Source organism: Kitasatospora sp. NPDC058243 (genome assembly GCF_042882025.1).
Classification (GTDB): domain Bacteria; phylum Actinomycetota; class Actinomycetes; order Streptomycetales; family Streptomycetaceae; genus Kitasatospora.
In genome coordinates this window covers 44041-70367 of the sequence record NZ_JBHVWW010000025.1, presented here as the reverse complement: position 1 = coordinate 70367, position 26327 = coordinate 44041, and the positions used below count along the sequence as shown (strand labels likewise).

The 26327-nt window shown below is 74.9% G+C and carries 20 protein-coding genes; 11 read left to right on the top strand and 9 right to left on the bottom strand.

What is annotated here, in order from left to right:
* Positions 1-50 precede the first annotated feature (50 nt).
* Positions 51-887: a TIGR03084 family metal-binding protein gene (locus ACFVX9_RS18555; RefSeq protein ID WP_387982531.1), complete on the top strand. Its 837-nt coding sequence runs from the start codon at positions 51-53 to the stop codon at positions 885-887.
* A gap of 57 nt (positions 888-944) precedes the next feature.
* Here the strand turns inward: ACFVX9_RS18555 and ACFVX9_RS18550 are convergent, their stop codons facing one another.
* The 3 genes from ACFVX9_RS18550 to ACFVX9_RS18540 form a co-directional block, all read right to left on the bottom strand.
* On the bottom strand, positions 945-4208 hold the full coding sequence (locus ACFVX9_RS18550; RefSeq protein WP_387982530.1) for an error-prone DNA polymerase: 3264 nt from the start codon (positions 4206-4208) through the stop codon (positions 945-947).
* A gap of 94 nt (positions 4209-4302) precedes the next feature.
* Entirely contained in the window at positions 4303-5973 is a 1671-nt protein-coding gene (locus ACFVX9_RS18545; protein ID WP_387982529.1) for a DNA polymerase Y family protein, read from the bottom strand.
* Between the two features lie 3 nt (positions 5974-5976).
* On the bottom strand, positions 5977-6699 hold the full coding sequence (locus ACFVX9_RS18540) for a hypothetical protein (protein WP_387982528.1): 723 nt from the start codon (positions 6697-6699) through the stop codon (positions 5977-5979).
* A 202-nt stretch (positions 6700-6901) separates the two neighbouring features.
* Between ACFVX9_RS18540 and ACFVX9_RS18535 the strand changes: the two genes are divergently transcribed.
* The 3 genes from ACFVX9_RS18535 to ACFVX9_RS18525 are packed head-to-tail and all read left to right on the top strand — an operon-like array spanning position 6902 to position 9187.
* Entirely contained in the window at positions 6902-7492 is a 591-nt protein-coding gene (locus tag ACFVX9_RS18535) for a DinB family protein (protein WP_387982526.1), read from the top strand.
* 52 nt (positions 7493-7544) lie between these two features.
* Positions 7545-8771 carry an SUKH-4 family immunity protein gene (locus ACFVX9_RS18530; RefSeq protein ID WP_387982525.1) on the top strand — a complete coding sequence of 409 codons (1227 nt, stop codon included), beginning with the start codon at positions 7545-7547 and terminating at the stop codon, positions 8769-8771.
* 41 nt (positions 8772-8812) lie between these two features.
* The gene (locus ACFVX9_RS18525; RefSeq protein WP_159398386.1) at positions 8813-9187 is read left to right on the top strand and encodes a hypothetical protein; all 375 of its coding nucleotides are present in this window, start codon (positions 8813-8815) and stop codon (positions 9185-9187) included.
* A 4-nt stretch (positions 9188-9191) separates the two neighbouring features.
* On the opposite strand, the gene ACFVX9_RS18520 is transcribed toward ACFVX9_RS18525, so the two are convergent.
* Positions 9192-10535 (bottom strand): MFS transporter, encoded by a 1344-nt coding sequence (locus ACFVX9_RS18520; RefSeq protein ID WP_387982523.1) that lies wholly within the window; start codon positions 10533-10535, stop codon positions 9192-9194.
* 7 nt (positions 10536-10542) lie between these two features.
* Positions 10543-11442, bottom strand: a complete 900-nt coding sequence (locus ACFVX9_RS18515; protein WP_387982567.1) for a DMT family transporter — start codon at positions 11440-11442, stop codon at positions 10543-10545.
* Between the two features lie 199 nt (positions 11443-11641).
* Between ACFVX9_RS18515 and ACFVX9_RS18510 the strand changes: the two genes are divergently transcribed.
* The 3 genes from ACFVX9_RS18510 (at position 11642) to ACFVX9_RS18500 (ending at position 14608) form a co-directional block, all read left to right on the top strand.
* The gene (locus ACFVX9_RS18510; protein ID WP_380485192.1) at positions 11642-12514 is read left to right on the top strand and encodes a LysR family transcriptional regulator; all 873 of its coding nucleotides are present in this window, start codon (positions 11642-11644) and stop codon (positions 12512-12514) included.
* 179 nt (positions 12515-12693) lie between these two features.
* Positions 12694-13752, top strand: coding sequence for a DUF2332 domain-containing protein (locus ACFVX9_RS18505; protein WP_387982522.1), 1059 nt, complete (start codon positions 12694-12696; stop codon positions 13750-13752).
* A gap of 88 nt (positions 13753-13840) precedes the next feature.
* The gene (locus tag ACFVX9_RS18500) at positions 13841-14608 is read left to right on the top strand and encodes a MerR family transcriptional regulator (RefSeq protein ID WP_063346998.1); all 768 of its coding nucleotides are present in this window, start codon (positions 13841-13843) and stop codon (positions 14606-14608) included.
* Between the two features lie 88 nt (positions 14609-14696).
* Here ACFVX9_RS18500 and ACFVX9_RS18495 read toward each other — a convergent pair whose 3' ends face one another.
* Both ACFVX9_RS18495 and ACFVX9_RS18490 read right to left on the bottom strand, forming a co-directional pair.
* Positions 14697-17162 (bottom strand): FtsX-like permease family protein, encoded by a 2466-nt coding sequence (locus ACFVX9_RS18495; protein ID WP_387982520.1) that lies wholly within the window; start codon positions 17160-17162, stop codon positions 14697-14699.
* 100 nt (positions 17163-17262) lie between these two features.
* Positions 17263-17976 (bottom strand): ABC transporter ATP-binding protein, encoded by a 714-nt coding sequence (locus ACFVX9_RS18490; RefSeq protein ID WP_244293320.1) that lies wholly within the window; start codon positions 17974-17976, stop codon positions 17263-17265.
* Between the two features lie 233 nt (positions 17977-18209).
* Here ACFVX9_RS18490 and ACFVX9_RS18485 point away from each other — a divergent pair, with 233 nt between their 5' ends.
* The 4 genes from ACFVX9_RS18485 to ACFVX9_RS18470 all read left to right on the top strand — a co-directional run bounded on the left by ACFVX9_RS18485 (position 18210) and on the right by ACFVX9_RS18470 (position 22676).
* A complete protein-coding gene (locus tag ACFVX9_RS18485) occupies positions 18210-19661 on the top strand; it encodes a sensor domain-containing protein (protein WP_387982518.1) in 1452 nt (483 codons plus the stop codon).
* Positions 19613-20260 carry a response regulator transcription factor gene (locus ACFVX9_RS18480; RefSeq protein ID WP_063347002.1) on the top strand — a complete coding sequence of 216 codons (648 nt, stop codon included), beginning with the start codon at positions 19613-19615 and terminating at the stop codon, positions 20258-20260. The genes ACFVX9_RS18485 and ACFVX9_RS18480 overlap by 49 nt, the downstream gene beginning before the upstream one ends.
* Positions 20261-20605: 345 nt before the next feature.
* Entirely contained in the window at positions 20606-21637 is a 1032-nt protein-coding gene (locus ACFVX9_RS18475; protein ID WP_380485151.1) for an isopenicillin N synthase family dioxygenase, read from the top strand.
* Positions 21638-21920: 283 nt separating this feature from the next.
* Positions 21921-22676, top strand: a complete 756-nt coding sequence (locus ACFVX9_RS18470) for a MerR family transcriptional regulator (protein ID WP_063347004.1) — start codon at positions 21921-21923, stop codon at positions 22674-22676.
* 141 nt (positions 22677-22817) lie between these two features.
* Here ACFVX9_RS18470 and ACFVX9_RS18465 read toward each other — a convergent pair whose 3' ends face one another.
* Together ACFVX9_RS18465 and ACFVX9_RS18460 are read right to left on the bottom strand one after the other, a co-directional pair.
* Positions 22818-25040, bottom strand: a complete 2223-nt coding sequence (locus ACFVX9_RS18465) for a 3-hydroxyacyl-CoA dehydrogenase NAD-binding domain-containing protein (RefSeq protein WP_387982516.1) — start codon at positions 25038-25040, stop codon at positions 22818-22820.
* 38 nt (positions 25041-25078) lie between these two features.
* Positions 25079-26293: an acetyl-CoA C-acetyltransferase gene (locus ACFVX9_RS18460; protein ID WP_380560617.1), complete on the bottom strand. Its 1215-nt coding sequence runs from the start codon at positions 26291-26293 to the stop codon at positions 25079-25081.
* Positions 26294-26327 lie beyond the last annotated feature (34 nt).

Genomic DNA, 26327 nt, shown 5'->3' with positions numbered 1-26327 from the left:
GCCGTGACGTACCGGCGGGTAGTGCGCCGGACCCGGAAGGAGGGAAACCGATGACGGACCCGAACACCCCGACGACGCCCGCGGCGGACGTCCTGGCCGCGCTGCTGGACGACCTGCGGGCCGAGAGCGCGGCGCTGGACGCCCTGGTGGCCGGACTGGACCCGGCCGGCTGGGCGCGCCCGACGCCCGCCGAGGGCTGGACGATCGCGCACCAGATCGCCCACCTGGCCTGGACCGACGACTGGACGGCGCTGGCCGCGCGCGACGCGGACGGCTTCGCCGCCACCCTCGACGAGCGCTTCGGCACGCTGCCGGCCGCCGGCGTCGACCCGGTGGACGAGGGCGCGGCGAGCGGCGCGGCCGCCGCACCCGCGGACCTGCTCGCCCGCTGGCGCGCCGGGCGGGAGGAGGTGTCGGCCGCACTGGCCGCCACCCCGGCCGGCACCCGGCTGCCGTGGTTCGGCCCGCCGATGAAGCCCGCCTCGATGGCCACCGCCCGACTGATGGAGACCTGGGCGCACGGCCAGGACGTCGCCGACGCGCTCGGCGCCGCCCGCGAGCCCACCGCCCGGCTGCGGCACATCGCCCACCTGGGGCTGCGCACCCTCGGCTTCGCGTTCACCCTGCACGGGCTGCCCGCCCCCGAATCGCCCGTCCGGCTCGAACTGACCGCGCCCGACGGCGGCCTGTGGACCTTCGGACCGGACGGCGCCACCGACCGGGTGACCGGCCCGGCCCTGGACTTCTGCCTCCTGGTGACGCAGCGCCGCCACCGCGACGACCTCGCCCTCACCGCCACCGGCCCCACCGCGACCGCCTGGCTCCCCATCGCCCAGGTCTTCGCCGGCGCCCCGGGCAAGGGACGAACGCCCTCCCGAGCTGACTGATCGTCACATCCCCTGGCGTGGAGGGCGGTCCAGGATCCCGCCCTCGGCTCACCCCGCTCAGAGTCCGATCCGCAGCGGGGTGAGCCGGGTGGCGATCAGGTTGGTGGCGCCGCGGTCGCGCTCGATGCGGCCGTGGACCAGCAGGCCGGCCCGGTCGAGGGCGGTGCGGCGCTGGGACTCCCAGACCGGGCGGTTGCAGACCACGTTGATCAGGCCGGTCTCGTCCTCCAGGCTGAGGAAGAGCACCCCGCCGGCCGTCGGCGGCCGCTGCCGGTGGGTGACCAGGCCGCCGACCACCACCTCCGATCCCGGCGCCGCGTCGGGGAGTTCGGCGGCGGACAGGGCGCCGCCGCGCTCCAGGCGGGCGCGCAGGTGCTGGAGCGGGTGGCTGGTGGCGGAGGTTCCGGTGGCCCACAGGTCGGCGATGGTCTCCTCGACCGGGCTCATGCCGGGCAGCGGCGGCGCCTCCGTCCCGGGCGTGGTCCCCGGGATCAGTGCGGCCGAGATCCCGGCGAACGCCCCTGCCGTCCACAGTGCCTGACGTCTCGTCAGCCCGAAGCAGTCGAAGGCGCCCGCCGTCGCCAGCGCCTCCAGCGCCGGCGCGGGCAGACCGGTGCGGCGCGCGAAGTCCTCCAGGTCGGCGTACGGTTGCCCGGCCGCGATCGCCGCGGCCTGCGGGGCGCCGATACCGCGCACCGTCTCCAGGCCCAGCCGGATCGCCGGCTGCGGGCGGCCCGCGGTCAGCGGCGGCTCCGGCGTCGCCCCCCGGTACGGCTCCAGGGTGGGGCGCGGCGCGCTGGCGTTGACGTCCACCCCGCGCACCCGCACGCCGTGCCGCCGGGCGTCCGCGACCAGGCTCAGCGGCGAGTAGAAGCCCATCGGCTGGTTGGCCAGCAGGGCGCAGGTGAAGGCCGCCGGGAAGTGGTACTTGAGCCAGGCGCTGGCGTACACCAGGTAGGCGAAGCTGATCGCGTGGCTCTCCGGGAAGCCGTAGTTGGAGAACGCCTCGATCTTGCCGTAGACGTCCTCGGCGACCTCCTCGGGGATGCCGCGCTCGGCCATCCCGCCGAGCAGCCGCTCGCGCAGCCGGGCGACCCGCTCGTGCGAGCGCTTGGCGCCCATCGCCTGCCGCAGCCGGTCCGCCTCGGCGGGCGTGAACCCGGCGCAGTCGATGGCGAGTTGCATCATCTGCTCCTGGAACAGCGGCACCCCGAGGGTCTTGCCGAGCGCGTTCTCCATCAGCGGGTGCGGGCAGCCGGCCGGTTCGGCGCCCGCCCGGCGGCGCAGGTACGGGTGCACGGAGCCGCCCTGGATCGGGCCGGGCCGGATCAGCGCGACCTCGACCACCAGGTCGTAGAAGTGGTCCGGCTTGAGCCGGGGCAGCGTCGCCATCTGGGCCCGCGACTCGACCTGGAACACGCCGACGGTGTCCGCCCGGCGCAGCATCGCGTACACGCCCGCGTCGCCGTCCGGGATGGTGGCCAGGTCGTAGCGCAGGCCGTGGTGCTCGGCGACCAGGTCGCAGGCGTCGTGCAGCGCGGCGAGCATGCCGAGGCCGAGCAGGTCGATCTTCACCAGCCCGGCGCCGGCGGTGGACTCCTTGTCCCACTGCAGCACCGAGCGCCCGGGCATCCGGGCCCACTCGGTCGGGCAGATCTCGCCGATCGGCTCCCTGGTGAGCACCATGCCGCCCGAGTGGATGCCCAGGTGGCGCGGCAGGCCGTGGAGTTGGGCGGCGAGCGAGAGCACGTCGGCGGGGATCACGGCGTCCGCGCCGGGTGCGGAGCGGAAGTCGGTCTGCCGGCTGAACGCGTCCACCTGGCCCTGCGGGTAGCCGAGCACCCTGGCCGCGTCGCGGATCGCCAGCCGCGGCCGGTAGGTGATCACGTTGGCGACCTGCGCGGCGTGCTCGCGGCCGTAGCGGCGGTAGACGTACTGGATGACCTCCTCGCGGCGGCGGTTCTCGATGTCCAGGTCGATGTCGGGCGGCCCGTCCCGGGCGGTGGACAGAAAGCGTTCGAACAGCAGCTTGTAGTGGACCGGGTCGACGGCGGTGATCCCCAGGGCGTAGCAGACCGCCGAGTTGGCGGCCGAGCCGCGGCCCTGGCACCAGATGTCCTGGCTCCGGCAGAAGTCGACGATGTCGTGCACGATCAGGAAGTAACCGGCCAGGTCGAGGTCCTCGATGACGTCCAGCTCCAGGGCGAGCTGGCGCCGGGCGGCCGCGTTGCCGGGCCCGAAGCGGGCCGGGCCCCCGGCGGCGACCAGGGCGCGCAGGTGGCTGATCTCGCTCTCGCCCTCCGGGACGGGGAAGCCCGGGAGCTCCGGGTCCAGCCTGGTGAAGTCGAAGGCGCAGGAACGGCCGAGTTCGGCGGTCGCCCGCCGCACCCCCGGGAAGCGGGCCAGCCGGGCGGCCATCTCCCGGCCGGAGCGCAGGTGCGCGGTGCCCGCGGCCCGCGTCCAGCCGACCGCGTCCTGGAGGGTGCGGCGCCCGTGCAGCGCGGCCAGGCTCTGCGCCAGCCGGCCCTGGGCCGGGCCGGCGTGGTGGGCGTTGGTGGAGGCGACCACCGGGAGGCCCTGCTCGGCGGCGAGCGCGGCGAGGGCGTCATTGCGCCGGTCGTCGCCGGGAAGCCACTGGTCGATCAGCTCCACGTGGACGTTGTCGCGACCGAACGCCTCGGTCAGGGTGTGGAGTTGGTGCCCGGCCGTGCCGTCGTCGAGCTTTGCCGGGACGCGGCCGAGGCGGCAGCCGGTGAGCACCGCCCAGTGGCCGCCGTGCGCCCCGGCCAGTGCCGCGAGGTCGTACGCCGGGCGGCCCTTCGCGCCGCCGGCCAGCTGGGCGGCGGCGATCGCGGCGGACAGTCGGCGGTAGCCGGTCGGGTCTCGGGCCAGGACCAGCAAGTGTTCCACCTCTGAGCTGTTGTGACGGATCGCCAGTTCGGCGCCGAACGCGGTGGCCACGCCCGTCCCCCGGGCCGCCTCGGCCAGCCGGACCGCGCCGTACAGGCCGTCGTGGTCGGTGATCGCCAGCGTCTCCACGCCCAGCCGGGCCGCCTCGGCGACCAGGTCCTCCGGGTCGCTGGCGCCGTCCAGGAAGCTGAAGGCGGAGTGGACGTGCAGTTCGGCCCAGGGCTCGCTGCCGGCGCCGGGGGCTCCGGGTGCGCCGGGGACTCCGGGTGCTCCGGGAACTCCGGGGACTCCGGGGGCGGGCTCCTCCTGGGCGGGGCGGCGCAGGGGGACGACCGTACGGTCCGGCGCGGCGCCGGTCAGGCGGCGGTGCAGCTCGCTCCAGGGGAGGGTGGGGTGGCTGGTGAAGCCCATCGGGGGTCGCCTTCGTTCTCGCGGTTCGTCACCTCTCCCCCCTCGGATCCCCCCTCGGATCCCCCCCTCGGATCCCCCCTCGGGCCGGTGGCCGTCAGTCGTAGCCGGCCTCCAGGTACCACGCACCCCCCTCCACCGTGAGCAGCAGCGCCCGGCCACCGCCCAGCACCACCTGGAACCGGGCCCGGCGGCGGGCGAGCGACTGGTCCCACCAGTACTCGACCGCCGGCCAGGGGCCGGTCCAGCCGTCCACCCGCTCCTGTCGCCCCTGCCCCTCCCTGCCCGACGGGCCATCGTGGAACACCACCAGGGCCGGGCGGGCCGACACCCCCGCCCGGCCGTCCACCGTGACCGGCAGCCCGGCCTCGTCCAGCACCCGCACCGGCACCGGCTCCCGCAGCACCACCGCCGGCCACACGTCCGGCAGCCGCCCGGGCCAGGGCGCGCCGACCGACCCCGCCGCCTCGTACGGTTCGCCCCACGGCACCTTGACCGCCTGCTCGCCCGGACCACGCCCACCGGCCGGCTCGATCCGGCGCAGCCCGGCATGCCCGAGCACCGCCTGCACCCGGGCCACCGCGCGCTCCACCCGGTCGTCCGCGACCGCCTGGCCCCACAGCGCCAACTGGCGCCCCTGGTCCGGGGAGAGGCCGTCGGGGGCCAACCGGAGCAGGGCGAACCCGGCGTCGGGCGCCTCCCCGGACGCCTCCCCGGACGCCTCCCCGGACGCGGCGAACGTGCCCGCGCCCTGCCAGGCCTGGAGTTGCCAGCGGACCCGCTCGGCCAGCGCCGTCGCCGACAGCCCGCCCTCGTGCCGCCACAGCCGCGAGGCCGTCCGCCCGTCCGCGCAGGCCACCTCGACGGCCACCCGGCGGCAGGTCAGCCCGGCCCCGGCCAGCCGCTGGTGCAGCTGCTCGGCCAGCGTGCGGGCGACGAACACCAGCGGCTCCGCCAGCGGCTCGGGCGGGTCGAAGCGCTGCTCGACGGCGAGGTCCGGCTCCTGGTCGCGCGGCACCAGCGAGCGCGGCTGCAAGCCCCGGGCCAGCCGGTGCGCCACCGCCCCCGCCGGGCCGAAGCGGTCCGCGACCGCCTCGGGCGGCAGCGCGGCGAACGCCCCGACGGTCGGCAGGCCGAGCCGCCCCAGCACCTCCGCCAGCGCCTCGTCGCCGAGCACGCCCACCGGGTACGGCGCGAGGAACTCCGCCGTCCGCCCGGCCGGCACCAGCACTCCGGCGCGGGCGGCGAGCACGCCGGCGAACAGGCCGTCGGCGACGCCGACCTGGGCGGGCGGGGGCGGGGGGTGCTCCGTCGCAGGGGTGGTATCCGTACCGGGCACGGCGACCGCGCCGGGGGCGGCGTCCGGGACCGGCTCCCGGGCCAACGCGTCCGCCACCGCCGTCCGGACCTTGGCCGCCAGCGCCTCCTCGCCGCCGAAGTAGCGGCCCGGCCCCTTCACCGGGATCGCGCACAGGCCCGGGCGGACCACCTCCACCCGGGGCGTGAACGCCTCCACCGCCGCGACCACCGGCTCGAAGCGGCCGGTCTCCGCCTCCGGGTCGCGGTCGCGCAGCTCCAGCGCCGGGCAGAGCCGCTGGGCCAGCTTGAGCCGCTGCCCCTGCCGCACCCCGGCCGCCCGGGCACCCGCCGAGCAGGCGAGGATCCGCCCGCCCTCGGTCACCGCCACCGGGTCGTCGCCGGTGACGGCCGCCACCGGCCAGTCCGGGCACCAGACCACCAGCACCCGCGGTGTCCTGTCGTCCGCCATCGCTCACACCACCGCTACCCGTTCGAGCGGCTGCTCGACGGCCCCGGGCCGCCCCGGAACGGGACGCTCCAGGACGGGGCGCGCCAGGGCCGGCCGGTCCAGGACCGGCCGTACCGCGCCGTGCTCGTCCGGCAGCCAGAGCCGGGCGGTCCGCCCGCGCACCGCCGAACCGCGCCCCTCGGCCACCACCTCCACCTGCCGCCCGGCGAGCTGCCCGTAACCGTCCCCCAGCCCGAACCAGCGCCCGGACCGCACCCCCAGCCGCAGGGCCGCCCCCGGCCACGGCCCGGCCACCAGCAGCACGCAGCCGCTGCGCCGCAGCACCGCCGCCAGCCGGGTGGCCAGCTTCGGCGGCACCGGGCCGTCCGGGCGCAGCATGACCAGTTCGACCGCGCCGGCCAGCACCGACACCACCTCGGCCCAGTGCGGCCCCGGGTCGTCCGCGACCAGCAGCCGCCGCAGGTCCAGCCCGTACCCCTCGGCCGCGGCCAGCCCCAGGTCCGGCAGCCCGACGGCCGCCGCCCAGCCGCCCCCGGTCTCCTTCACCCCGGCCGCCAGCGCCAGCAGCAGCCCGGTGTCCCCACCCGCCACCGACACCGCCGTCCCCCGCCGCAGCCCGCCGTCCGGCAGCACCTCCCGCAGCGCCGGCACCACCGGCAGCACGCCCCGCCCGGCCTGCCCGTCCTGCTTGTCCTGCCCGTCCGCCGGCACGGCGGCCGGCGCCACCGGCCGGAGCGTCGGTCGCTCGGCGATGGAATCGAAAGCAGGTTCGAAAACGGACACAACCCCAGGATCGAACATTCGTTCGTAAAGATTCAAGTCCACACCCTCCCCGCTCCCGCCCGTCACACTCCGTAGTTCCCCCTTGCCAACCCCTGGGTGCACGGAAATCGATGGACAGGTCCGACGCGATCAACAGACTGATGCCATGACGGCAACCGACCCCAAGACCGACCTCCGGATCTACCTCCAGGACGCCCGCGACGTCCTGCTGTGGAAGCTCGACGGCCTCTCCGAGTACGACCTCCGGCGCCCGCTGACCCCGACCGGAACCAACCTGCTGGGGCTGGTCAAGCACGTCACCGGGGCCGAGGCGATGTACTTCGGCGACACCTTCGGGCGGCCGTTCCCCGAACCGACGCCGCTGTGGTTCACCGGCGACACCGAGCCGAACGCCGACCTGTGGGCACGGGCGGACGAGACGACGGAAGAGATCACCGGGCGCTACCGCCGGGTCTGGGCGCACACCGACGCCACCATCGAGGCGCTGCCGCTGGACGCGATCGGCCGGATACCGTTCGGCCGGCGGGCCGAGCAGACCCTGCACCGGATCCTCGTCCACATGATCGCCGAGACCCACCGCCACGCCGGCCACGCCGACCTGCTCCGCGAACTCGTCGACGGCACCACCGGCCAGCGCCCCGACGGGATCAACACCGCCCCCGGCGACGCGGCCTGGTGGCAGGCCCACCACGCCCGCGTGGAGCGGGCCGCCCGGGAGGCCGGCGGGCTCGTCTGACCCGCCCGGTACAGGCTGGAGCCCTGCGGTGGCTTGTCCGCGCTGGTGTCGGATGGGGCGGCTAGGGTCTGGGGGTCAAGGGTCGGGGCGGTGGAAGTCGGGGGACGTGGGGGGCATGGGGGACGTGGGGTGTGCGCGGGTGGCGGCGGACGGGTTGCCGAGTGGGGTGGTGCATCCGGGGAGCCGGGAGTTCCTGATCCGGGAGGGGCTGCCGCTCTCGGGGGCGTTCCTGGACTTCGGGGTGCTCGGCGACGGGGCGTTGGCGGCACTGCCCGAGGCGGAGCGGCTGTTCGTCCTGGGCGAGACGGAGTACTGCGCGCCGTTCGCCGCGGCCGGCGGCCTGGTGCTGCTCGACGGAACGACCGGCGAGGTGTTCCTCGGCGAACCGGGCCCGCGGCGGGACCTGCTGGCCTCCGGCCTGCCCGCGCTGGCCGGATTGGTGCGGGAGGTGGAGGCGGTCGCCGAGGCGGCCCGGCGGGCGGACGCGCTGAACGGGCGGCGCGGCCCCGCGGCGGTCGCCGAGGTGACGGCCGGGGCCGAACGGCGGATGCGGGAGATCGACCCCGGGCTGTTCGGGCGGTCCGCGACGCCGCCCGCGCACTGGGGCACGGCACTGCTCGTGCGGACGCTGGGCTGGGGCGCGCTGCCCGGCGGTCCGGGCGGTCCGGCGTACGAGGTCGGCCCGGAACTGGTGGCGGAGCTCGCCGCGCTGACGGGCGAGGAGGGCGGCGCGGGCCTGGTGCACCGCTACCGGGCGGAGGAACTGCCCGACGGGCTGGTGCACGAGCCGACCCGGCGGCTGCTGACCGAGATCGGGCTGCCGCTGGGCGGGGCGATGTTCGGGGTCTGCGAGGAGCCGCTGGTCACGATGGCGGAGGCGTACCCGGAGTACTTCGACGGCGAGGAGGAGCGCCCGTACCAGCGGGAGTTCCTGGCGCTCGGGGACTGGCCGACCGATCTGACGATCGCCCTGGACGGCGTCACCGGCCGCCTGGAACTGCCGGACTGGTACGACGACGGCCAGCCGGAGGCCTACCTCAACCGCGACCTGTCCGCCCTGCTGTACGCGCTGTGGACGTACGAGCGGCTGCGCGCCGAGTGGGAGCGCTGGGACTGCGGGCGGGGCCGGGACACCTGGGCGGTGTTCGACCCGCAGTCGCTGCTGAGCACCGTGGTGGACCGGCTCGTGGAGGCCGTCGACCCGGAGGCGTTCGCCTCGCCCGGGTGCTCGTGGCGGCTGCTCGCCGAGGACGCGCACATGGGCGGCCTGCTCGGGTGATCCCGGCGGCGCCCCGGACAGTGCGCCGGTACGCTGCCCCGGTGACGAACATCCGTACGGCGACCGGGCGACGGCGGGCGGTGCTGCTCACCTTCGGCGCCGTCCTGTCCCTCGCGGCGGCGGGCTCGCTGTACGGGCTGCTGTACGTGCGGTCACTGGACTTCGGCGAGCGCTGCGAGCAGGGCCTGGTGCCCGGCGGCGGACGGCTGCTGGAGACGGGCGCGTCCTGGCTGCCGCCGGACGCGTGGTGCCGGTTCGAGGACGGGAGCATGTCCACCACTCCGTTCTGGGCGCTGCTGCTGTTCTACGCCCTGCTGACCCTGGTCGTCTGGTCGGTGACCGCGCTGCTGCGGATCCACCGCCCGCGCCCGCACCTGGGGCTGGACTGGCAGCCGGGGCACGGGCCGGGCTGGTAGGCCTTCAGGCCTGTCGGGGCTGCGCGGGGAGCTGGGTGGGGACGGGGCCTTCGGAGGCTTCGGCTTCGGCTTCGGCTTCGGCGTCGGGGAGCCGGCGGCGGGTGCGGATCGGGGAGAGGAAGACCGGCAGGAAGGCCACCGCGAGGACGGCTCCGCCGAACCAGAGGGTGGCCCGCAGGCCGACGAGTTCGCCGAGCAGCCCGGACAGCGCGGAGCCGATCGCGAGCGCGCCGGTGAGCAGGAAGCGGAAGGTGGCGTTCATCCGGCCGAGGAGCGCGTCCGGGGTCATCCGCTGGCGCAGGCTCACCCCGAGGACGTTGTCCATCCCGGTCTTGAGCGAGACCAGCAGCCAGCCCGCCCCCGCCGCGAACAGCCAGGGGCCGTGCCCGATCAGCGGCACCAGCAGCCCGGCGGGCGCCACGCAGACGCCGGCCAGGCCGAGCGTGCGTCCGTAGCCGAGTCGGGCGGCGATCGGGCGGGCGCCGCGCGAGCCGAGCAGGGTGCCGACCCCGCCGACCGCCCAGAACAGGCCCAACGCCCCGGCGGGAAGGCCCAGTTCCCGCACGAACAGCACCGGTAGCAGGGTGTTGACGAGCTGGAAGCCCAGGTTGGTGAGGGCCCCGGTGAGAGCGAGCGCGCGCAGTTCCCGGTTGCCGAGGACGTGCCGCAGCCCCTCGGCGATCTGTGCTCCGAGCCCGCCGCCCCCGGGCCGATCGCCGCCGCCCCCGCCCCCGCCCCCGTCGGCGATCGGCTCGGGGGTGGAGGCGGGAGTGCGGCGCAGCCCGATCAGGCGAAGCGCCGAGCCGAGGTGGCTGAGCGCGGTCGCGACGATCGCGAACGGCGCGGTGAGCAGTTGGACCAGCAGGCCGCCCGCGCCGCGCCCGGCGACGTTGCCGACCGCCATCAGGCCGACGACGGCGGCGTTCGCCTGCACCAGGTGCCCGCGGCCGACCAACCGGGGCAGCACGCTCTGCGAGCCGACGTCGAAGAAGACCGTCGCGCAGCCGGTGAGCAGCGCGACCGCGTACAGCTGCCAGAGGGTGAGCCCGCCCAGCCACCAGGTGAGCGGGATCGAGGCGTACAACGCGGCCTTCACCAGGTCGGCGACGATCAGCACGCGGCGGTGGCGCATCCGGTCCACCCAGGCGCCGGCGGGCAGGCCGATGAGCAGGAAGGCGAGGGTGCTCAGGGTGGCGAGGACGCCGACCTGCCCCGGGCCCGCGTCGAGCGCCTCGACGGCGATCAGCGGGACGGCGACGTAGCCGACGTTGGTGCCGAGTTGGGCGAGGGCGGTCGCGGCGAAGAGGGTGCGGAAGTCGGCGGTTCGCCAGAGGGAGTGGGGGTGCATGGTCCGTTCAGTCGCGTGAAGCGGTGGGGGTCGGCATGAGGGCGGGGGCTTGGGCCCGGTGATGTTTCGTCAGAAAAACACCGGCGAGTACAACGATCATTCCGGCGACGGTCCGGATCGTCAGCTCCTCGCCGAGGACGAGCGCGCCGAGCGCCGTGGAGACCACCGGCAGCAGATAGCCGACGGTCGCCGCACTCGTGGGGCCTTCCGTGGCGATGAGACGGTAGTTGAGGTGGAAGGTGAGCCCGGTGCAGGCGACGCCGAGGACGGCGACGGCGACGAGTCCCAGCGGATCGGCGCCCGCGACCGGGTCGAGCGAGCCGCTGACCGGGAGCGCGAGCGTGCTCAGCCCGGCCGCGGCCGTGAGCTGGGCGGCGGAGAGCGCCAACGGGCCCGTTCCCGTGCCGGTGAGGGCACGGGCCATGTAGGCGAAGGCGATCGCGTAACTGGCCGCCGCGCCGAGCAGGGCGAGCGCGGGCAGGGCCGGGAGGCCGCCGCCGTCCCGCCACGGGGAGAAGATCAGCAGCACGCCCGCGAAGCCGAGCACCAGACCGCCCAACCGCAGCGGGCCGCGGGCCCGTTCGGTGCCGAGGGCGAGGCCGACCAGCAGGGACCAGAGCGGGGTGGTCGCGTGCAGCACCCCGGCCAGGCCTGAACCGACGCCGCGCTCGCCGTACGCGGTCAGCAGGAACGGCAGCGCGTTGCAGAGCAGCGCCGCCAGCGTGAGCCGGCGCCAGACGGCGGCGCCGCGCGGCAGGCGCTGCCGGGCGGAACGGGCGAGCAGCAGCAGGACTACGGCGCCGAGGACCGAGCGGAGCACGGTGATCTGCACGGGGGTGAGCCCGTGCTGGAGCGCGAGCCGGATCCAGAGGAAGCCCGAGCCCCAGAACAGGGCGAGAACGGCCATCCGCAGCACGGGCGGTGCTCCTTCTGTCGAGGTGACGGTGTCGGGTGTGTCGGTGTCGGGTGCCCGGGGGCGGTGTCGGGTGCCAGGGGGTGTCGGGGTGTTCGACGACGGTCCCGCGACGGGATCCGGTAGCACAAGCGAAATGTTCTTCACCACCTTTAAGCTGAGCTACATGACTGAGGTACTCGACGTCCGACGGATGCAGGTCCTGCGGGCCGTGGTCGACCACGGCTCGGTGAGCGCGGCGGCCGGCGCGCTCGGCTACACCCCGTCCGCCGTCAGCCAGCAGGTGGCGGTGCTGGAGCGGGAGACCGGGACGGCCCTGCTGGAACGCGTCGGGCGCGGCGTGCGGCCGACCGCCGCCGGACTGCTGCTCGCCGGGCACGCCGCCGTCATCGAGCGGCAGGTCGCGGAGGCCGGCGCGGCGCTGGCCGACCTGCGGGCCGGGCGCAGCGGCAGCCTGACCGTGCGCTACTTCGCCACGGCCGGCGCCGCGTTGGTGGCCCCGGCGGTGGCCGCGTTCCGCCGAACACACCCGGGCGTACGGCTCGACCTCGGCATGACCGACCCGGAGGACCCGCTCACCGAGGTGCTGGACGGCCGGGCCGACCTCGCGGTGGCGGTCCGGTCCGACGGCGCCGCGCACCCCGGCCTGCGGCTGGTCCACCTGCGCGACGACCCGTACCGGGCGGTGCTGCCCAGGGGCCACCGGCTCGCCGCGAAGCGCGTCCTGGACCTCGCCGAGCTCGCGGACGAGCCCTGGGTGGGGGCCGAGCCGCCCGGCCCGTGCCGGGAGGTCGTCCGGGGGGCCTGCGACGCGGCCGGGTTCGGGCCGTCCGTCGCGGTGGACAGCGCCGACTACGCGACGGCGCAGGGCTTCGTCGCGGCCGGACTGGGCGTCGCCCTGGTCCCCGCCCTGGGACTCGCCCAGCGCCACCCGGGCGTCACCGTGCGCCGGCTCCGCGGCCCGGAGCCGGTCCGTGCACTGCACGCCGCAGTACGCGAGGGCGCCTGGGGACAGCCGGTGCTCGGCGCGCTGGTCTCCGCGCTGCGGGCGGCGGCGCAGCCGTAGTACCACCGGCCCGGCCGCCTCCGGGCGGTGGCGGTGTGATCTCACTCTCGCGGGGGCCCGGTTAGCGCCCGTACAGCGGACGGCAAAGGCACGGACAGGGCACGGGCAGGGCACGGACAAGGCTGCGCCAATTCGTTGAAGAGAGTCGAAGAGAGCTGAAGAGAAAGGAAGTACGGAACGTGGACAGTGCTACCGGGGACCTCTACCGGGCCTTCGCGGAGCGGGAGGCCCGCGGCAACTCGGCGAGCTACCAGGACCTCGCCGAACGCGTCGCCGGAGACGAGGAGTTGTGCGCCCTGCTGGACGGACTGCCGGTCGCGAAGCGGCAGCCGAACCTGCTGTTCGGTTCGGTCCGCCACCTCGGCGGACCGGTGACGGCCGGCTATCCGGCCTTCCGCACCTGGGTATCGGCGCACTGGGACGAGGTCGCGGCGACGATGCTGCGACGGCGGACGCAGACCAACGAGGCCGGCCGGTGCGCCACCCTGCTGCCGCTGCTGTCGGCGCTGCCGCAGCCGCTCGCGCTGATCGAGGTGGGGGCCTCGGCGGGGCTCTGCCTCTACCCCGACCGGTACCGGTACCGGTACACGGTTGATGTGGGCGACGTGCGCGAAGCGGGCGAAGCGGGTGAAGCGGGTGAAGCGGGCGACCCGGCGGTCGAGTTCGGCGCCCAGGAGAGCCCGGTGACGCTGGAGTGCGCGGTGCGCGGGCCGGTACCGCTGCCGGCGTCGCTGCGGGAGCGGCTGCCCGAAGTGGTCTGGCGCGCCGGGATCGACCTCAACCCGCTGGACGTCCGGGACGAGGGGGACGTGCGCTGGCTGGAGTCGCTGGTCTGGCCCGAGCAGGCCCACCGGCTGGAACGGCTGCGCGGCGCCGTCCAGGTCGCCCGGGCCGAGCCGCCGCACCTGGTGCGCGGCGATCTCAACGCGACGGTACGGGAGTTGGTGGCGCAGGTGCCTGCCGGTGCCACGCCGGTGGTGTTCCACAGCGCGGTGCTCGCCTACCTGTCCCCGGAGGCGCGCGAGGAGTTCGCGGTGACCATGCGCGGCCTGCCCGGGCACTGGATCTCCAACGAGGCCGTCTCGGTGCTGCCGGCCGTCGAGCGGCGCCTCCCCCGCCCGGCGCCCGCCGGATCCGGGCTGTTCGCGCTCGCTCTGGACGAGCGGCCGGTGGCCTTCACCGGACCGCACGGGCAGTCCCTCCACTGGTTCCGGTCCCGGGACGGTCTCGGGGCTTGAAGCTGCCGCAGCGGCAGCTTCTACCGTCGTGACCGGGGCCGGAGGAACCGGCCCTGGTCCAAGCGAACGTGAACGAGGGAGACGGCGCATGGCAACGGCTTGGCCGATCGCGGAAGTCGTCCGGATGTCGGGCGTGACCGCCCGGACCCTGCGGCACTACGACGAGATCGGCCTGCTGCCCCCGGCCTGGATCGGCTCGAACGGCCACCGCTACTACGAGGAGCGGCAGTTGCTCCAGCTGCAACAGATCCTCGTGCTGCGGGCGCTGGGGGTCGGGCTGACCGGGATCGCCCGGATCCTGGGCGACCAGGTGGACGAGCTGGAGGCCCTGCGGGACCACCGGCACCGGCTGCTCGCCGAGCGCGACCGGCTGGACACCCTGGCCGCCACCGTCTCCCGCACGATCGCCGACCTGGAACGTTCCCGAAAGGACGGCACATCCATGACCAGCATCAACCGCCCGGAGAACCTGTTCGAGGGCATCGAGCCCGGCGACGTCGAGGAGAGCCTGCGGGACTTCCCCGAGCACGCCGAGGCGGCGCGGCGCGCCACCGCCGCGATGAGCCAGGCCGACGTCGAGGCCGGACAGCGCGAGCGGACGGCACGGATGATCCGCCTGGCGGAACTGCTGGCGGCTGGCCACCCGGCGGACGCCGAGCCCGTGCAGAGCCACATCGACGCCGAGTACCTGGCGCTCACCGCCCTCCGGACGGTCTCCGTCGAGGAGTTCCGCGCGATCGCGCGCTCCTGCACGGAGAACGCCCAGTGGAGCGCCGCGTACGAGGCCATCACCCCGGGCCTGGCCGCGTACCAGCGGGCCGCCATGGAGGCGTACGCGGAGGCGCGGCTGGCCTGAGCCACCGGCGGGGCGGGGCGGCAGGGCCCGGCCTCTCTGCCGCCCCAGTCGGGGTGGCAGGGAGGGCCCGCCCCGCCTCGCCCCGCCGTCACTCGGTGCGCAGCGCCGCGACCGTCCGGGTGCGGGCGGTCCAGGCGGCGGGGAGGAGGGCGCCGAGCAGCGCCAGCACCAGGCCGCCGAGTATCAGCGGCCCCACCACCGAGGGGTGGAACACGGTGAGGTCCGCCTCCGGCACCCCGACCCCGGCGGCGCGGGCCATCGCCGGCATCACCTGGTGGTGCAGCAGGATCCCGATCGGGACCCCGATCAGCCCGGCCACCAGCCCGCTGCCGCAGACCGAGGTGAGCACCATGCCGACCGTCTGCCGGGGCGACATCCCCAGCGCCTTGAGCACCCCGAGGTCGTGCACCCGCTCCCGGGTGTCCAGCAGCACCGTGTTGAGCACGCCCAGGCCGGCCACCACGGCCAGCAGCAGGGTGAGCGTCCCGGCGAGGGTGTTCATGGCCAGCATCACGATGCTGATCTGCTGCCGACCCGCTTCGGCGCTCAGGCCCAGCGGCCGGACGGCGTCGTCGAGCCCGTCCGCGTACGCCTGCGCGTCCGTGCCCGGGGTGAGGTCGATCTGGAAGGCGACCGTGTCGGCCTGGACGGCGGTGCCGAGCGGGGCCAGCGCGGCCCGGTCGACGAACATCTGGTCGTTGGTGGTCAGGACCTCGCCGCTGATCCGCACCGGGGTGCTGCGCCCGTGGTCGGTGAGGGTGACGGTGTCGCCGACGCGCACCTGGTTGGCGCGCAGGAAGGCGGTGGCGACGACCACCTCGCCGGGGCCCTGGAACCATCGGCCGGAGATCAGCTGGTAGCCGCCCCAGGAGGCGTCCCCGGTGAAGGCGATCACCGCGGTGCGCCCGGTGTTCCCGGCCACGGCGACCGGTGTCGGAGCGGTGCTGTACCAGGCCCGGGTACCGGGGCGGTCGGCGATCGCCCCGGCCGCGGCGGCCTCGTCCACGTGGTCGGGGGCCTTCGTCGAGCTCTCGATCGGGGTCTGGACCACGACCTTGCCGGAGCGCCCGGCCTGGAGGCCGTCCTGGAAGGAGCCGAGCGAGAGCGTCAGGCCGACGCACAGGGTGACTCCGACCGTGCCGAGCACCACCGCGGCGGCCGTGGTCGCCGAGCGGCCCGGCCGGGTGAGCGGGGTCGCCAGCCCGAGGCTCAGGGCGCGCGGCACCGGTAGGCGGCCGATGAACTGCCGGACCCTGGCGACCGGACCCGACGCCCCGGCCGGACTCGACGCCCCGGCCGGGCCCGACGTGTCGACCCGACCAGACGCACTCGCCTGGCCGGAAGCCCCCGCCCGGCCCGGGCCGCCGCGGGAGGCTGCCCGCCGGGCGCCCGGCGCCGTCCGGCCGACCGCGAGCGCCTCCACCGTGCGCAGCCGGCCGGCCCGCAGCGCAGGCACCAGGGCGGTGCCCGCCACGGCTGCCAGGGCCACCGCCGAAACGGCGACGTCCACCCAGAGCGGGATGCCGAGCAGGCCGCCGCGCAGGGCCTTGTGCGCCACCCCGAGGACGGGTACGGACAGCAGGTTCCCGCCGAGCACGCCGAGCGCCGTGCCGACCCCGGCCGGGATCAGTGCCTGGCCGACGTAGGCGCGCGCCACCTGGGACGGGGTGAAGCCGAGCGATTTGAGGATGCCGATCCGCCGGGTGGCGGCGCTGACGGCGCCGCTGACCACGACGCCGATGATCAGCACCGACATGGCCAGGCCGAGTACCCCGAAGGCCGTCACGAACGGGACGAAGGTGGCGGCCGTCCGGTTGGCCTCCGTCTGGGCCGGCCGGTACGAGGTGGCCCTGGCGAGGGCGCCGCCCGGCACCGCGGCGGCGAGCGCCGCACGGTCGGTCTCCACCTCGGCGTCGGTGTCGGCGTGGGCGAAGCGGTAGAGGTACTGGGCGGCGGGCGCCGTACCGGGCGCGGTGAGCCCGGCGACCTGTTCGGGGGCGATCCAGCCGTCCGCGCTCCAGGAGGGGGAGGCGGCCAGGCCGACGACCTTGAGGACCGGGTGCCCTGGGAGGTCGGGGAACTGCATGCTGTCGCCGACGCCCAGCGGCGAGTGGCCGTCCAGGAACACCACCTCGCCGGGGCCGGCGAGCCAGCGGCCCATGGTGATCCGCAGGCCGTCCAGCGGGCCGTCCTTCGCCCGGCCGACCAGCGTCACCGGCGGGAGCAGGCTGCCGGCCGGCGGGATCCGGAGCTCGTCGCCGGCGCGTGGCTGGACGGTGAGCGCCGGGTAGGGGCCGGCCGAGGCCGTCACGCCGGGGGCGTGCGCGGTCGCGGCGAGTTGGGCGGGGCTCGCCCTGGCCGGGTCGTACAGCACGTTGAGGTGCGCGCCGCGCTGGTCGGCGAAGGTGCGCTGGTACGGGCCCTGGGAGGCGGCCAGCAGGCCCGTGGCGAGGATGCACGCCGTCACGGCCGCCATCGTGGTGAGCACCATGACCAGGGTCTGCACCCGCTTGCGGCCGACCCCGGCGCGAACCACCTTGCCCAGTACGCTCATGCGCCCGCCTCCCTTCGCCCGGCGGGGGCGTTCGCCCGCACGCGTCCTCCCGTGATCCGCTCTCCCCCGGCCTCCGGCCGGGGGCACCCCCACCACCCGCTCATCGCACACCGCCGGGGGCCGGCACGGCCGCGGTGTCCCGGACCAGCCGGCCGTCGAGCAGCTCGATGGTCCGGTCGGCGCAGGCCTCGGCGAGCGCGGTGTCGTGGGTGACCAGCAGGATCGTCTGGCCCTCCGCGTTGAGCCCCCGGAGCAGGTCGCGGACGTCGGCGGCCGAGGCGGTGTCCAGCGCCCCGGTCGGCTCGTCGGCGAGCAGCAGCGGCGGACGGTTCATCAAGGCCCGTGCCACCGCGACGCGTTGGCGCTCGCCGCCGGAGAGCCGACCGGGGAAGGCCTTGGCGTGCCGGGCGACCCCGAGCCGCTCCAGCAGCTCGCCGGCCCGGGCCCGGGCCTGCTCCCGCCGCATCCCGGCGAGCTGGGCCGGGAGCAGCACGTTGTCCTCGACGTTCAGGTCGTCCAGCAGGTTGAAGAACTGGAACACCATGCCGATCCGCTTCCGCCGGTACTCGGCCAGGGCGGCCTCGCCGAGCTCGTGGACGGCCACGCCGTCCACCTCGACGGTGCCCTCGCTCGGGCGGTCGAGGCCGGCGACCAGGTTCAGCAGGGTGGACTTGCCGCTGCCCGAGCGGCCGAGCACGGCCAGCGCCTCGCCGGCCCGGACCTCCAGGTCGAGCCCGGCCAGCGCGGGGTGGGCGGCGTCGGATCGGTCGTACGTCTTGCTGACGCCGCGGATCCGGATGATCGGCGCGTTCACGGGCCCTCCACGATTCGAGGTCCGGCACCGGAAGTCCGGTCCGGCTGACGGGACATGACGCTACGAATTCGGGGCGGGGCACGGACAGCCGTCTGGACGGCCTCTCGGGGGTGTATCCAGGTACACCCCGGATTGGGGGCGCAGACCTAGAGCGCTGCACGTCACGGCGCGGCAGACTGACGCCGGATGATCAACCGGGGCCGCGGGGCCACCGACCGGAGGGGAGGCGCGGGATGAGGACGAGCGCAGTGTCCAGGGCCGTCGCGCAGCTGGAGGGTGCCGTCGTGGCCGGCGTGCGGGCGCTCTACATGGTCACGTTGGCCGTCACGGGGCTGATGGCGCTGCTGGCCGGGCCGGTCCTGCTGGCCGCCGCCCTGCTCGGCCCCGACGACGCCGAGCCGTTCGCCCACGGTCCGGGCGGGCCGCTGATCCTGCTGGTGCCACTGACGCCGGTCGCCCTCTGGGCGCTCTGCTGGGCCACCGGGGGCGGCGGCCGGGCGGCCGGGGCCGTCCTGTTCGCGCCGGGCGCGCTCGCGCTGATGGCCACCGACCTCTACGGCGGCGCCCCGCCCGGCGGTCGGTCCGGATCGCTCTGCCTGGGGCCGGCGATGCTGGTGCTCGGCCTGCTCGGCACGCGCTGGATCGCGACGGAGAACCGGCGGATCGTCGGCCGGTGGAGCGGCCGGCCGATCCCGGTGCCGTACCACCGCGTCGACGCCGGGCCGTGGCAGCGGCTGCGCGCCGGCGGCTGGTTGGCCGATCCGGCGACCTGGCGGGACCTCCTCTGGGTGCTCGTCTCCGGCTGCGTCATCCCGATCACCGCCGTGATCGTCGTGCTGACCCCGATCGCCCTCCAGGTGCTCGGCCGGAACGGGCCGTTCCTCCCGCTGGGGCCCGTCTACATGATGGGGCTCTACATCTCCCCGCTGGCCGCCCTGTGGGCCGCGCCGCCGATCCTGCGGGTGCATGAGCGGGCAGCCCGAGCCCTGCTCGGCCCGTCCCGGCGGAGCGAACTCGCCCGCCAGGTCAGTCATCTGGCCCGAACCAGGGCGGACACCATCGACGCCGGGGCGGCCGAGCTGCGCCGGATCGAGCGGGACCTGCACGACGGGGCGCAGGCCCGGCTGGTCGCCCTGGGCATGCTGCTGACCGTGGCCGAGCAGGTGAAGGACGACCCGAAGGCCCTGCAACCCCTGCTGGTCGAGGCCCGGATGTCCTCGGTCAAGGCCCTGAGCGAGCTGCGCGACCTGGTCCGGGGCATCCATCCGCCGGTGCTCGCCGACCGCGGCCTGGCCGACGCGGTCGAGGCGACCGCGCTGGACCTCCCGCTGCCGGTCACCTTCACCGGCGGGCTGCCCGGCCGGGCGCCCGCCCCGGTGGAGTCCGCCGTCTACTTCGCGGTGAGCGAGCTGCTGGCCAACGTGGTGAAACACGCCGGCGCCTCGCACGTGTGGATCGAGATAGGGCACAGTGACGGGCTGCTGCGGATATCGGTCACCGATGACGGGCGCGGTGGCGCCAACCCGTCCCGGGGGACCGGCCTCAGCGGAACCGAACGCCGACTGGCCGCCTTCGACGGGGTGCTCGCGATCAGCAGCCCCTCCGGTGGCCCGACCATTGTGAACCTGGAGATCCCGTGCGCGTTGTCATCGCCGAAGACCTCTTCCTCCTCCGGGACGGCCTGACCCGGCTGCTGGAGGCCAGCGGCATGGAGGTCACCGCGGCGGTCGAGACCGGCGACGAACTGCTCGCCGCGGTGGCCGCCGACCGGCCGGACATCGCCGTGGTCGACGTCCGACTGCCGCCCGGCTTCACCGACGAGGGGCTGCGGGCGGCGCTGGCCGCCCGCCAGGCCCACCCGGGGCTGCCCGTCCTGGTGCTGTCGCAGTTCGTGGAGCAGTTGTACGCGCGCGAGCTGCTGGCCGGCAGCACCGGCGGGATCGGCTACCTGCTGAAGGACCGGGTGCTGGACGGCGCCCAGTTCATCGACGCGGTGCAGCGGGTCTCCCGGGGCGGCACCGTGATGGACCCGGAGGTGATCAGCCGGCTGCTCACCCACAACTCCTCGGCCGGCCCGGTCTCCACCCTCTCCCCGCGCGAGCGGCAGGTGCTGGCGCTGATGGCCGAGGGGCGCTCCAACGCGGCGATCGCCCAGCAGTTGGTGATCACCGAGCGGGCCGTCGCCAAGCACACCGCGTCGATCTTCGTCCGACTCGACCTCCAGCCCTCCGACGACGACAACCGCCGCGTCCTGGCCGTGCTGGCCTACCTCAACAACGGCTGAGAGGGGCGACATACAAAGGCTTTCCACCCTATCCACCCCTTGAAGGGCCACCGCCAAGTGAGAGACCGCCCTCCGCTGCAGGGGGCTCGCCCGCTCCGGTCAAGGTCATCTACGCTGGTGACGTGCTCATCCTTGTTCGCCGTCGCCACGTGGACCTGCTCCGCGTGACAAGCATGTCCTGTCGACGCTCCAGCTGAACCTCGCGCCACCCACCCTCAAGGGCAGCCTCCACCCGGCCGCCTCCACCTCCCGGCTCCCGGAGCACCCGCCGCACCAGGCGGCCACTCTGGCCATCCCCCGGTCGATCACCGGGACAGGCCGGGACGAGACCAGCGGATGTCACACATGTCGCAGCAGTACACCCCCATATCCGACTCCCTCCCGGTGATCAACCTCTCGCTCGCCGACGGCGGCCCGGACGACCGCCGCCGACTGCACGACGAACTCCGTGCCGCAGCCACCGACGTCGGGTTCTTCCAGCTCGTCGGCCACGGCATCACCCCGGAGGAGACGGCCGCGCTCACCGACGCGATGCGCGCCTTCTTCGACCTCCCCGAGGCCGACCGGCTCGCCGTGAGCAACCTCAACTCCCCCCACTACCGCGGCTACACCCGCACCGGCGACGAGCGCACCGGCGGCAGCCAGGACTGGCGCGACCAGCTGGACATCGGCGCCGAGCTGCCCCCGCACGTGCCCGGCACCGGCGAGCCCCCGTACTGGTGGCTGGAGGGCCCCAACCAGTGGCCCGCGGCGCTCCCCGAGCTGCGCACCGCCGCGCTCGGCTGGATCGACCACCTCAGCGACACCGCCCGCCGGCTGCTGCACGAGCTCCTCACCGCGATCGGCGCCCGCCCCGACTTCTACGACGAGGCCTTCGCCGGCCACCCCCACCTGCGGCTCAAGCTGGTCCGCTACCCCGGCACCGCTCCGGACGGCGCCGGCCAGGGCGTCGGCGCCCACAAGGACTACGGCTTCATCACGCTGCTGCTCCAGGACACCGTCGGCGGCCTCCAGGTCGAGCGCCCGGACGGCACCTTCCTGGAGGTCCCGCCGATGCCGGGCGCCTTCGTCGTCAACCTCGGCGAACTGCTGGAGGTGGCCACCGACGGCTACCTCAAGGCCACCAACCACCGCGTGGTCAGCCCGGTCGGCGCCCGCGAGCGCTTCTCCGTCCCGTTCTTCTACAACCCCCGCCTCGACGCCCACATCGAGCCGCTGGACTTCCCGCTCGCCCGGCACGCCCCCGGCGCCACCGAGGACCCGGACAACCCGCTGTTCGCCGAGTTCGGCCTCAACGAGTGGAAGGGCTACACCCGGGCCCACCCCGAGGTCACCCGCCGCCACCACGCCGACCTGGCCGACGCCGCCTCCCGGTAGCCCCACACCCCGGAGGCCGAGACCAGTCGCGCCGCAGCACAGAAGCAGCACCGGCCAGAGCCGGCCCCGGCCAGAAACAGCGCGGGCCAGAACAGGCTCCGGCCAGAGGCACCAGCACCCCGAGTCCGCCCCCGCCGCTCCCCAGCGGCGGGGGCGGACTCACGTGTGCGGCGGGCCACCGTCGCCGGTGGAGCAGCCGGTGGAGCAGCCGGTGGACCAGGGGGACGGGCACTGTCACACTGCTGCTGTCACAGTGGAAGTGTGCCAGTGCAGGAGGCGGCAGATGGGGGAGCTCGGGGCCGTGGGAGACGGGGGCGGGGTGCGGCTGACGGTCGACGAACTGGCGGCGCGGGCCGGGGTGACGGTCCGGACGGTGCGGTTCTACGGAACGAAGGGCCTGCTGCCACCACCGGAGTTGGGGCCGCGCCGGGTCGGGCTGTACGGGGCGGCGCACCTGGACCGGCTGGAGCTGATCGAGGAGTTGCAGCGCCAGGGGCTGACATTGGCCGCGATCGAGCGGTACCTGGCCCGGCTGCCGGAGGACAGCACGCCGCTGGACCTGGCGATCCACCGGGCGCTGGTGGCGTCCTGGACACCCGAGGCGGCGGAGGAACTGGGCCGGGCGCAGTTGGAGCGGCGGGCCGGGCGGGGGCTGTCGGAGGAACAGGTGGAACGCCTGGTCGCGATGGGGGCGTTGGAGCGGACGGCCGATCCGGAGCTGTTCCGGGTGGATCCGGGCCTGCTGCCGCTGGGGGTGCGGATCCTGGACGTGCCGATCCCGTTGGAGACGCTGCTGGCCGCGCGGGCGGTGGTGCTGGAGCACAGCCGGGCGACGGCCCGGGAGTTGCAGCGGCTGTTCCGGGAGACGGTGTGGCGGCCCTACCGGGAGAGCGAGCCGGCGCCGGACGAGCTGGCCCTGATGAGGGCGCTGACGGACCACATCCAGCCGATGGTGGCGCAGGCACTGGTCACGGCGTTCCAGCGCTCGCTGCGGGAGGAACTCGGCGAGGAACTGCGGGAGGACTCGGCGGGGAGCTGAACGGGGAGCTCGGCGGGGAACTCAGCAGGGAGCTGAGCAAGGAACTCGGCGAGGACCTGGGCGGGGACCTGGGCAGGGAATCGCAGGAGGAGCCGGGTGGGGCCGTCCGGCACCCGGCCCCCACCCGCTCAGGACTGACGGTCAGTCGGTGAAGGTGCGCCCCTCCGCCGCGATCCGCTCCAGCAGCGCCGGCGGCGCGAACCGTTCGCCGTAGGCGGCGGCGAGTTCGCGGGCCCGGGCCGCGAAGCCGGCCGGGCCGCCCTCGTACCCGTTGATGTACTGGAACACGCCGCCCGTCCAGGCCGGGAAGCCGATGCCGAGGATGGAGCCCACGTTGGCGTCGGCGACCGAGGTCAGCACGCCCTCCTCCAGGCAGCGCACCGAGTCCAGCGCCTCGCTGAACAGCATCCGCTCCTTGAGGTCCTCGAAGGGGAGGCCCTCGGAGGGGAGGTCCGCGGAGGGGAGGTCCGCGGAGGGGAGGTCCGCGGCCGGCTCGCCGAAGTGCTCGCGCAGCCCCGGCCAGAGCCGCCCGCGCTTGCCGTCCTCGCCGTACTCGTAGAAGCCGGCGCCGCCGCTGCGCCCGGGACGGCCGAACTCGTCGACCATCCGGTCGACCACCGCGTCGGCCGGGTGGGGCGTCCAGCTGCCGCCGGCGGCCTCGACCGCGCGCCGGTACTCGTCGCGGATCTTGCGCGGCAGGGTGAGGGTGAGCTCGTCCATCAGCGAGAGCACCTTGGCGGGGTAGCCGGCCTGGGCGGCGGCCTGCTCGATGCTGGCCGGGGGGACGCCCTCGCCGACCATGGCGACGCCCTCGTTGAGGAACTGGCCGATGACCCGCGAGGTGAAGAAGCCGCGCGAGTCGTTGACCACGATCGGGGTCCGGTCGATCTGCCGGACCAGGTCGAAGGCGCGGGCGAGGGCCTCGTCGCCGGTCTGCGGGCCGCGGATGATCTCGACCAGGCGCATCTTGTCGACCGGGGAGAAGAAGTGCAGTCCGATGAAGTCCGCGGTGCGCTCGACGCCTTCGGCGAGCAGCCCGATCGGCAGGGTGGAGGTGTTGGAGCAGAGCAGCGCGTCGGGGGCGAGGACGCCCTCGACCTCCTGGAACACCTTGTGCTTGAGCTCGGTGTTCTCGAAGACGGCCTCGATCACCGCGTCGCAGCCGGCCAGGTCCGCGGCCTCGGCGGTGGGGGTGATCCGGGCGAGCAGCGCGTCCCGCTTGGCCTCGGTGGAGCGGCCGCGGGCGATCGCCTTGTCCAGCAGCCCGGCGGAGTAGGCCTTGCCGCGTTCGGCGGCGGCCATGCTCACGTCCTTGAGCACGACCTCGATGCCGGCCTTGGCGCAGGTGTAGGCGATGCCCGCGCCCATCATCCCGGCGCCGAGCACGGCGACCTTGCGGACGAGTCGCTTCTCGACGCCCTGGGGGCGGCCGGCGCCGGAGTTGACCGCCTGGAGGTCGAAGAACAGCGCCTGGATCATGTTCTTGCTGGTCTGTCCGCAGGCGAGCTCGGTGAAGTAGCGGGCCTCGATCGCCATCGCGGTGTCGATGTCGACCTGGGCGCTCTCCACGGCGGCGGCCAGGATGTTGCGCGGGGCCGGGTAGGGCGCGCCGTTCAGCTGCTTGCGCAGGTTGGCCGGGAAGGCGGGCAGGTTGGCGGCGAACGCCGGGGTCGCGGGGGTGCCACCGGGGATCTTGTGGCCCTTGACGTCCCAGGGCTGGACGGCGGTCGGGTTGGCCTCGATCCAGGCCCGCGCCCGGGCGGTCAACTCCTCCGGGGTGGCGACGAGTTCGTGGACGAGTCCGTGTTCCAGGGCCTGCGCCGGGCGGTACTGGCGGCCCTCCAGGAGGAACTTCAGCAGGGCGTCGGTGATGCCGAACAGCCGTACGGTGCGGACCACTCCGCCGCCGCCCGGCAGCAGGCCGAGGGTGACCTCGGGCAGGCCGAGCCGGCTGGCGGGGTTGTCCAGGGCGATCCGGTGGTGGCAGGCGAGGGCGATCTCCAGGCCGCCGCCGAGCGCGCTGCCGTTGACGGCGGCGACGACCGGATTGCCGAGGGTCTCCAGCCTGCGCAGCGCGCGCTTGATCCGCTGGGACTTCTCGAAGACGGCGGCGGCGTCCTCGGGGCGGGCGGCGGAGAGCAGCCGGAGGTCTCCCCCGGCGAAGAAGGTCTTCTTCCCGGAGGTGACGATCACGCCGCGCAGCCCGTCGGCGGCGGCGAGGCCGGCCAGCCGGTCGACGACGGCGTCGAGGTCGGCGGTGAAGGCCTCGTTCATGGTGTTGACGGACTGGGTCGGGTCGTCGAGGACGAGGGTGACCACGCCGTCCTGGTCCTGCTCCCAGCGGATGGTGGTGGTGTCGCTCATGAGTTCAGGGTCTCCGAGGGGATCCGAGGGACAGTGGGTCAGATGCGCTCGACGATGGTGGCGACGCCCATGCCGCCGCCCACGCACAGGGTGATCAGGCCGTAGCGCAGGTCGCGCCGCTCCAACTCGTCGATCACGGTGCCGAGCAGCATCGCGCCGGTGGCGCCGAGCGGGTGGCCGAGGGCGATCGCGCCGCCGTTGACGTTGACCTGCTCGGGCCGGAAGCCCAGTTCGCGGATGAAGCGCAGGGCGACCGCCGCGAAGGCCTCGTTGATCTCGACCAGGTCGATGTCGGCGGCGTTGAGCCCGGCCTTGGCGAGCGCCTTGCGGGTGGCCGGGGCGGGGCCGGTGAGCATGATGGTGGGCTCGGAGCCGGAGACGGCGGCGGAGACGATCCGGGCGCGAGGGCGCAGCCCGTACCGCTCGCCGATCTCCCGGCTCCCGATGGCGACGAGCGCGGCGCCGTCGACGATGCCGGAGGAGTTGCCGGCGTGGTGGACGTGGTCGATCTCCTCGACCCAGTGGTACTTCTGCAGGGCGACGGCGTCGAAGCCGCCGGCCTCGCCGATGCCGGCGAAGGAGGGCTTGAGGCCGGCCAGGGTCTCGACGGTGGTGCCGGGGCGGATGAACTCGTCGCGCTCCAGCACGACCAGGCCGTTGCGGTCGCGGACCGGGACCACCGAGCGGTCGAACAGGCCGTCCGCCTGCGCCTTGGCGGCGCGGGCCTGGGATTCGGCGGCGAAGGCGTCCACGTCGGTGCGGGAGAAGCCCTCGATGGTGGCGATCAGGTCGGCACCGATGCCCTGCGGGACGAAGTTGGTCTCGTACGCGGTCATCGGGTCCGCGAACCAGGCGCCGCCGTCGGAGGCCATCTTGACCCGGGACATCGACTCGACGCCGCCGGCCAGGATGAGGTCTTCCCAGCCCGAACGGACCTTGGCGGCGGCCAGGTTGACGGCCTCCAGCCCGGAGGCGCAGAAGCGGTTCTCCTGGACGCCGGCCACCGTGTCGGGCAGGCCGGCCGCGATGGCCGCGATCCGGGCGATGTCGGAGCCCTGGTCGCCGACCGGGCTGACCACGCCGAGCACGATGTCGTCGATCGCCGCCGGGTCCAACTCGGGGTGCCGGTTGCGCAGTTCGTGGATCAGGCCGACGACGAGGTCGATCGGCTTGGTGCCGTGCAGCGAGCCGGTGGCCTTGCCCCGGCCGCGCGGGGTGCGGATCGCGTCGTAGACGTACGCTTCGGTGGTCACGGTCAAACGCCTTTCGGGGCAGGGGGGTTCGCGG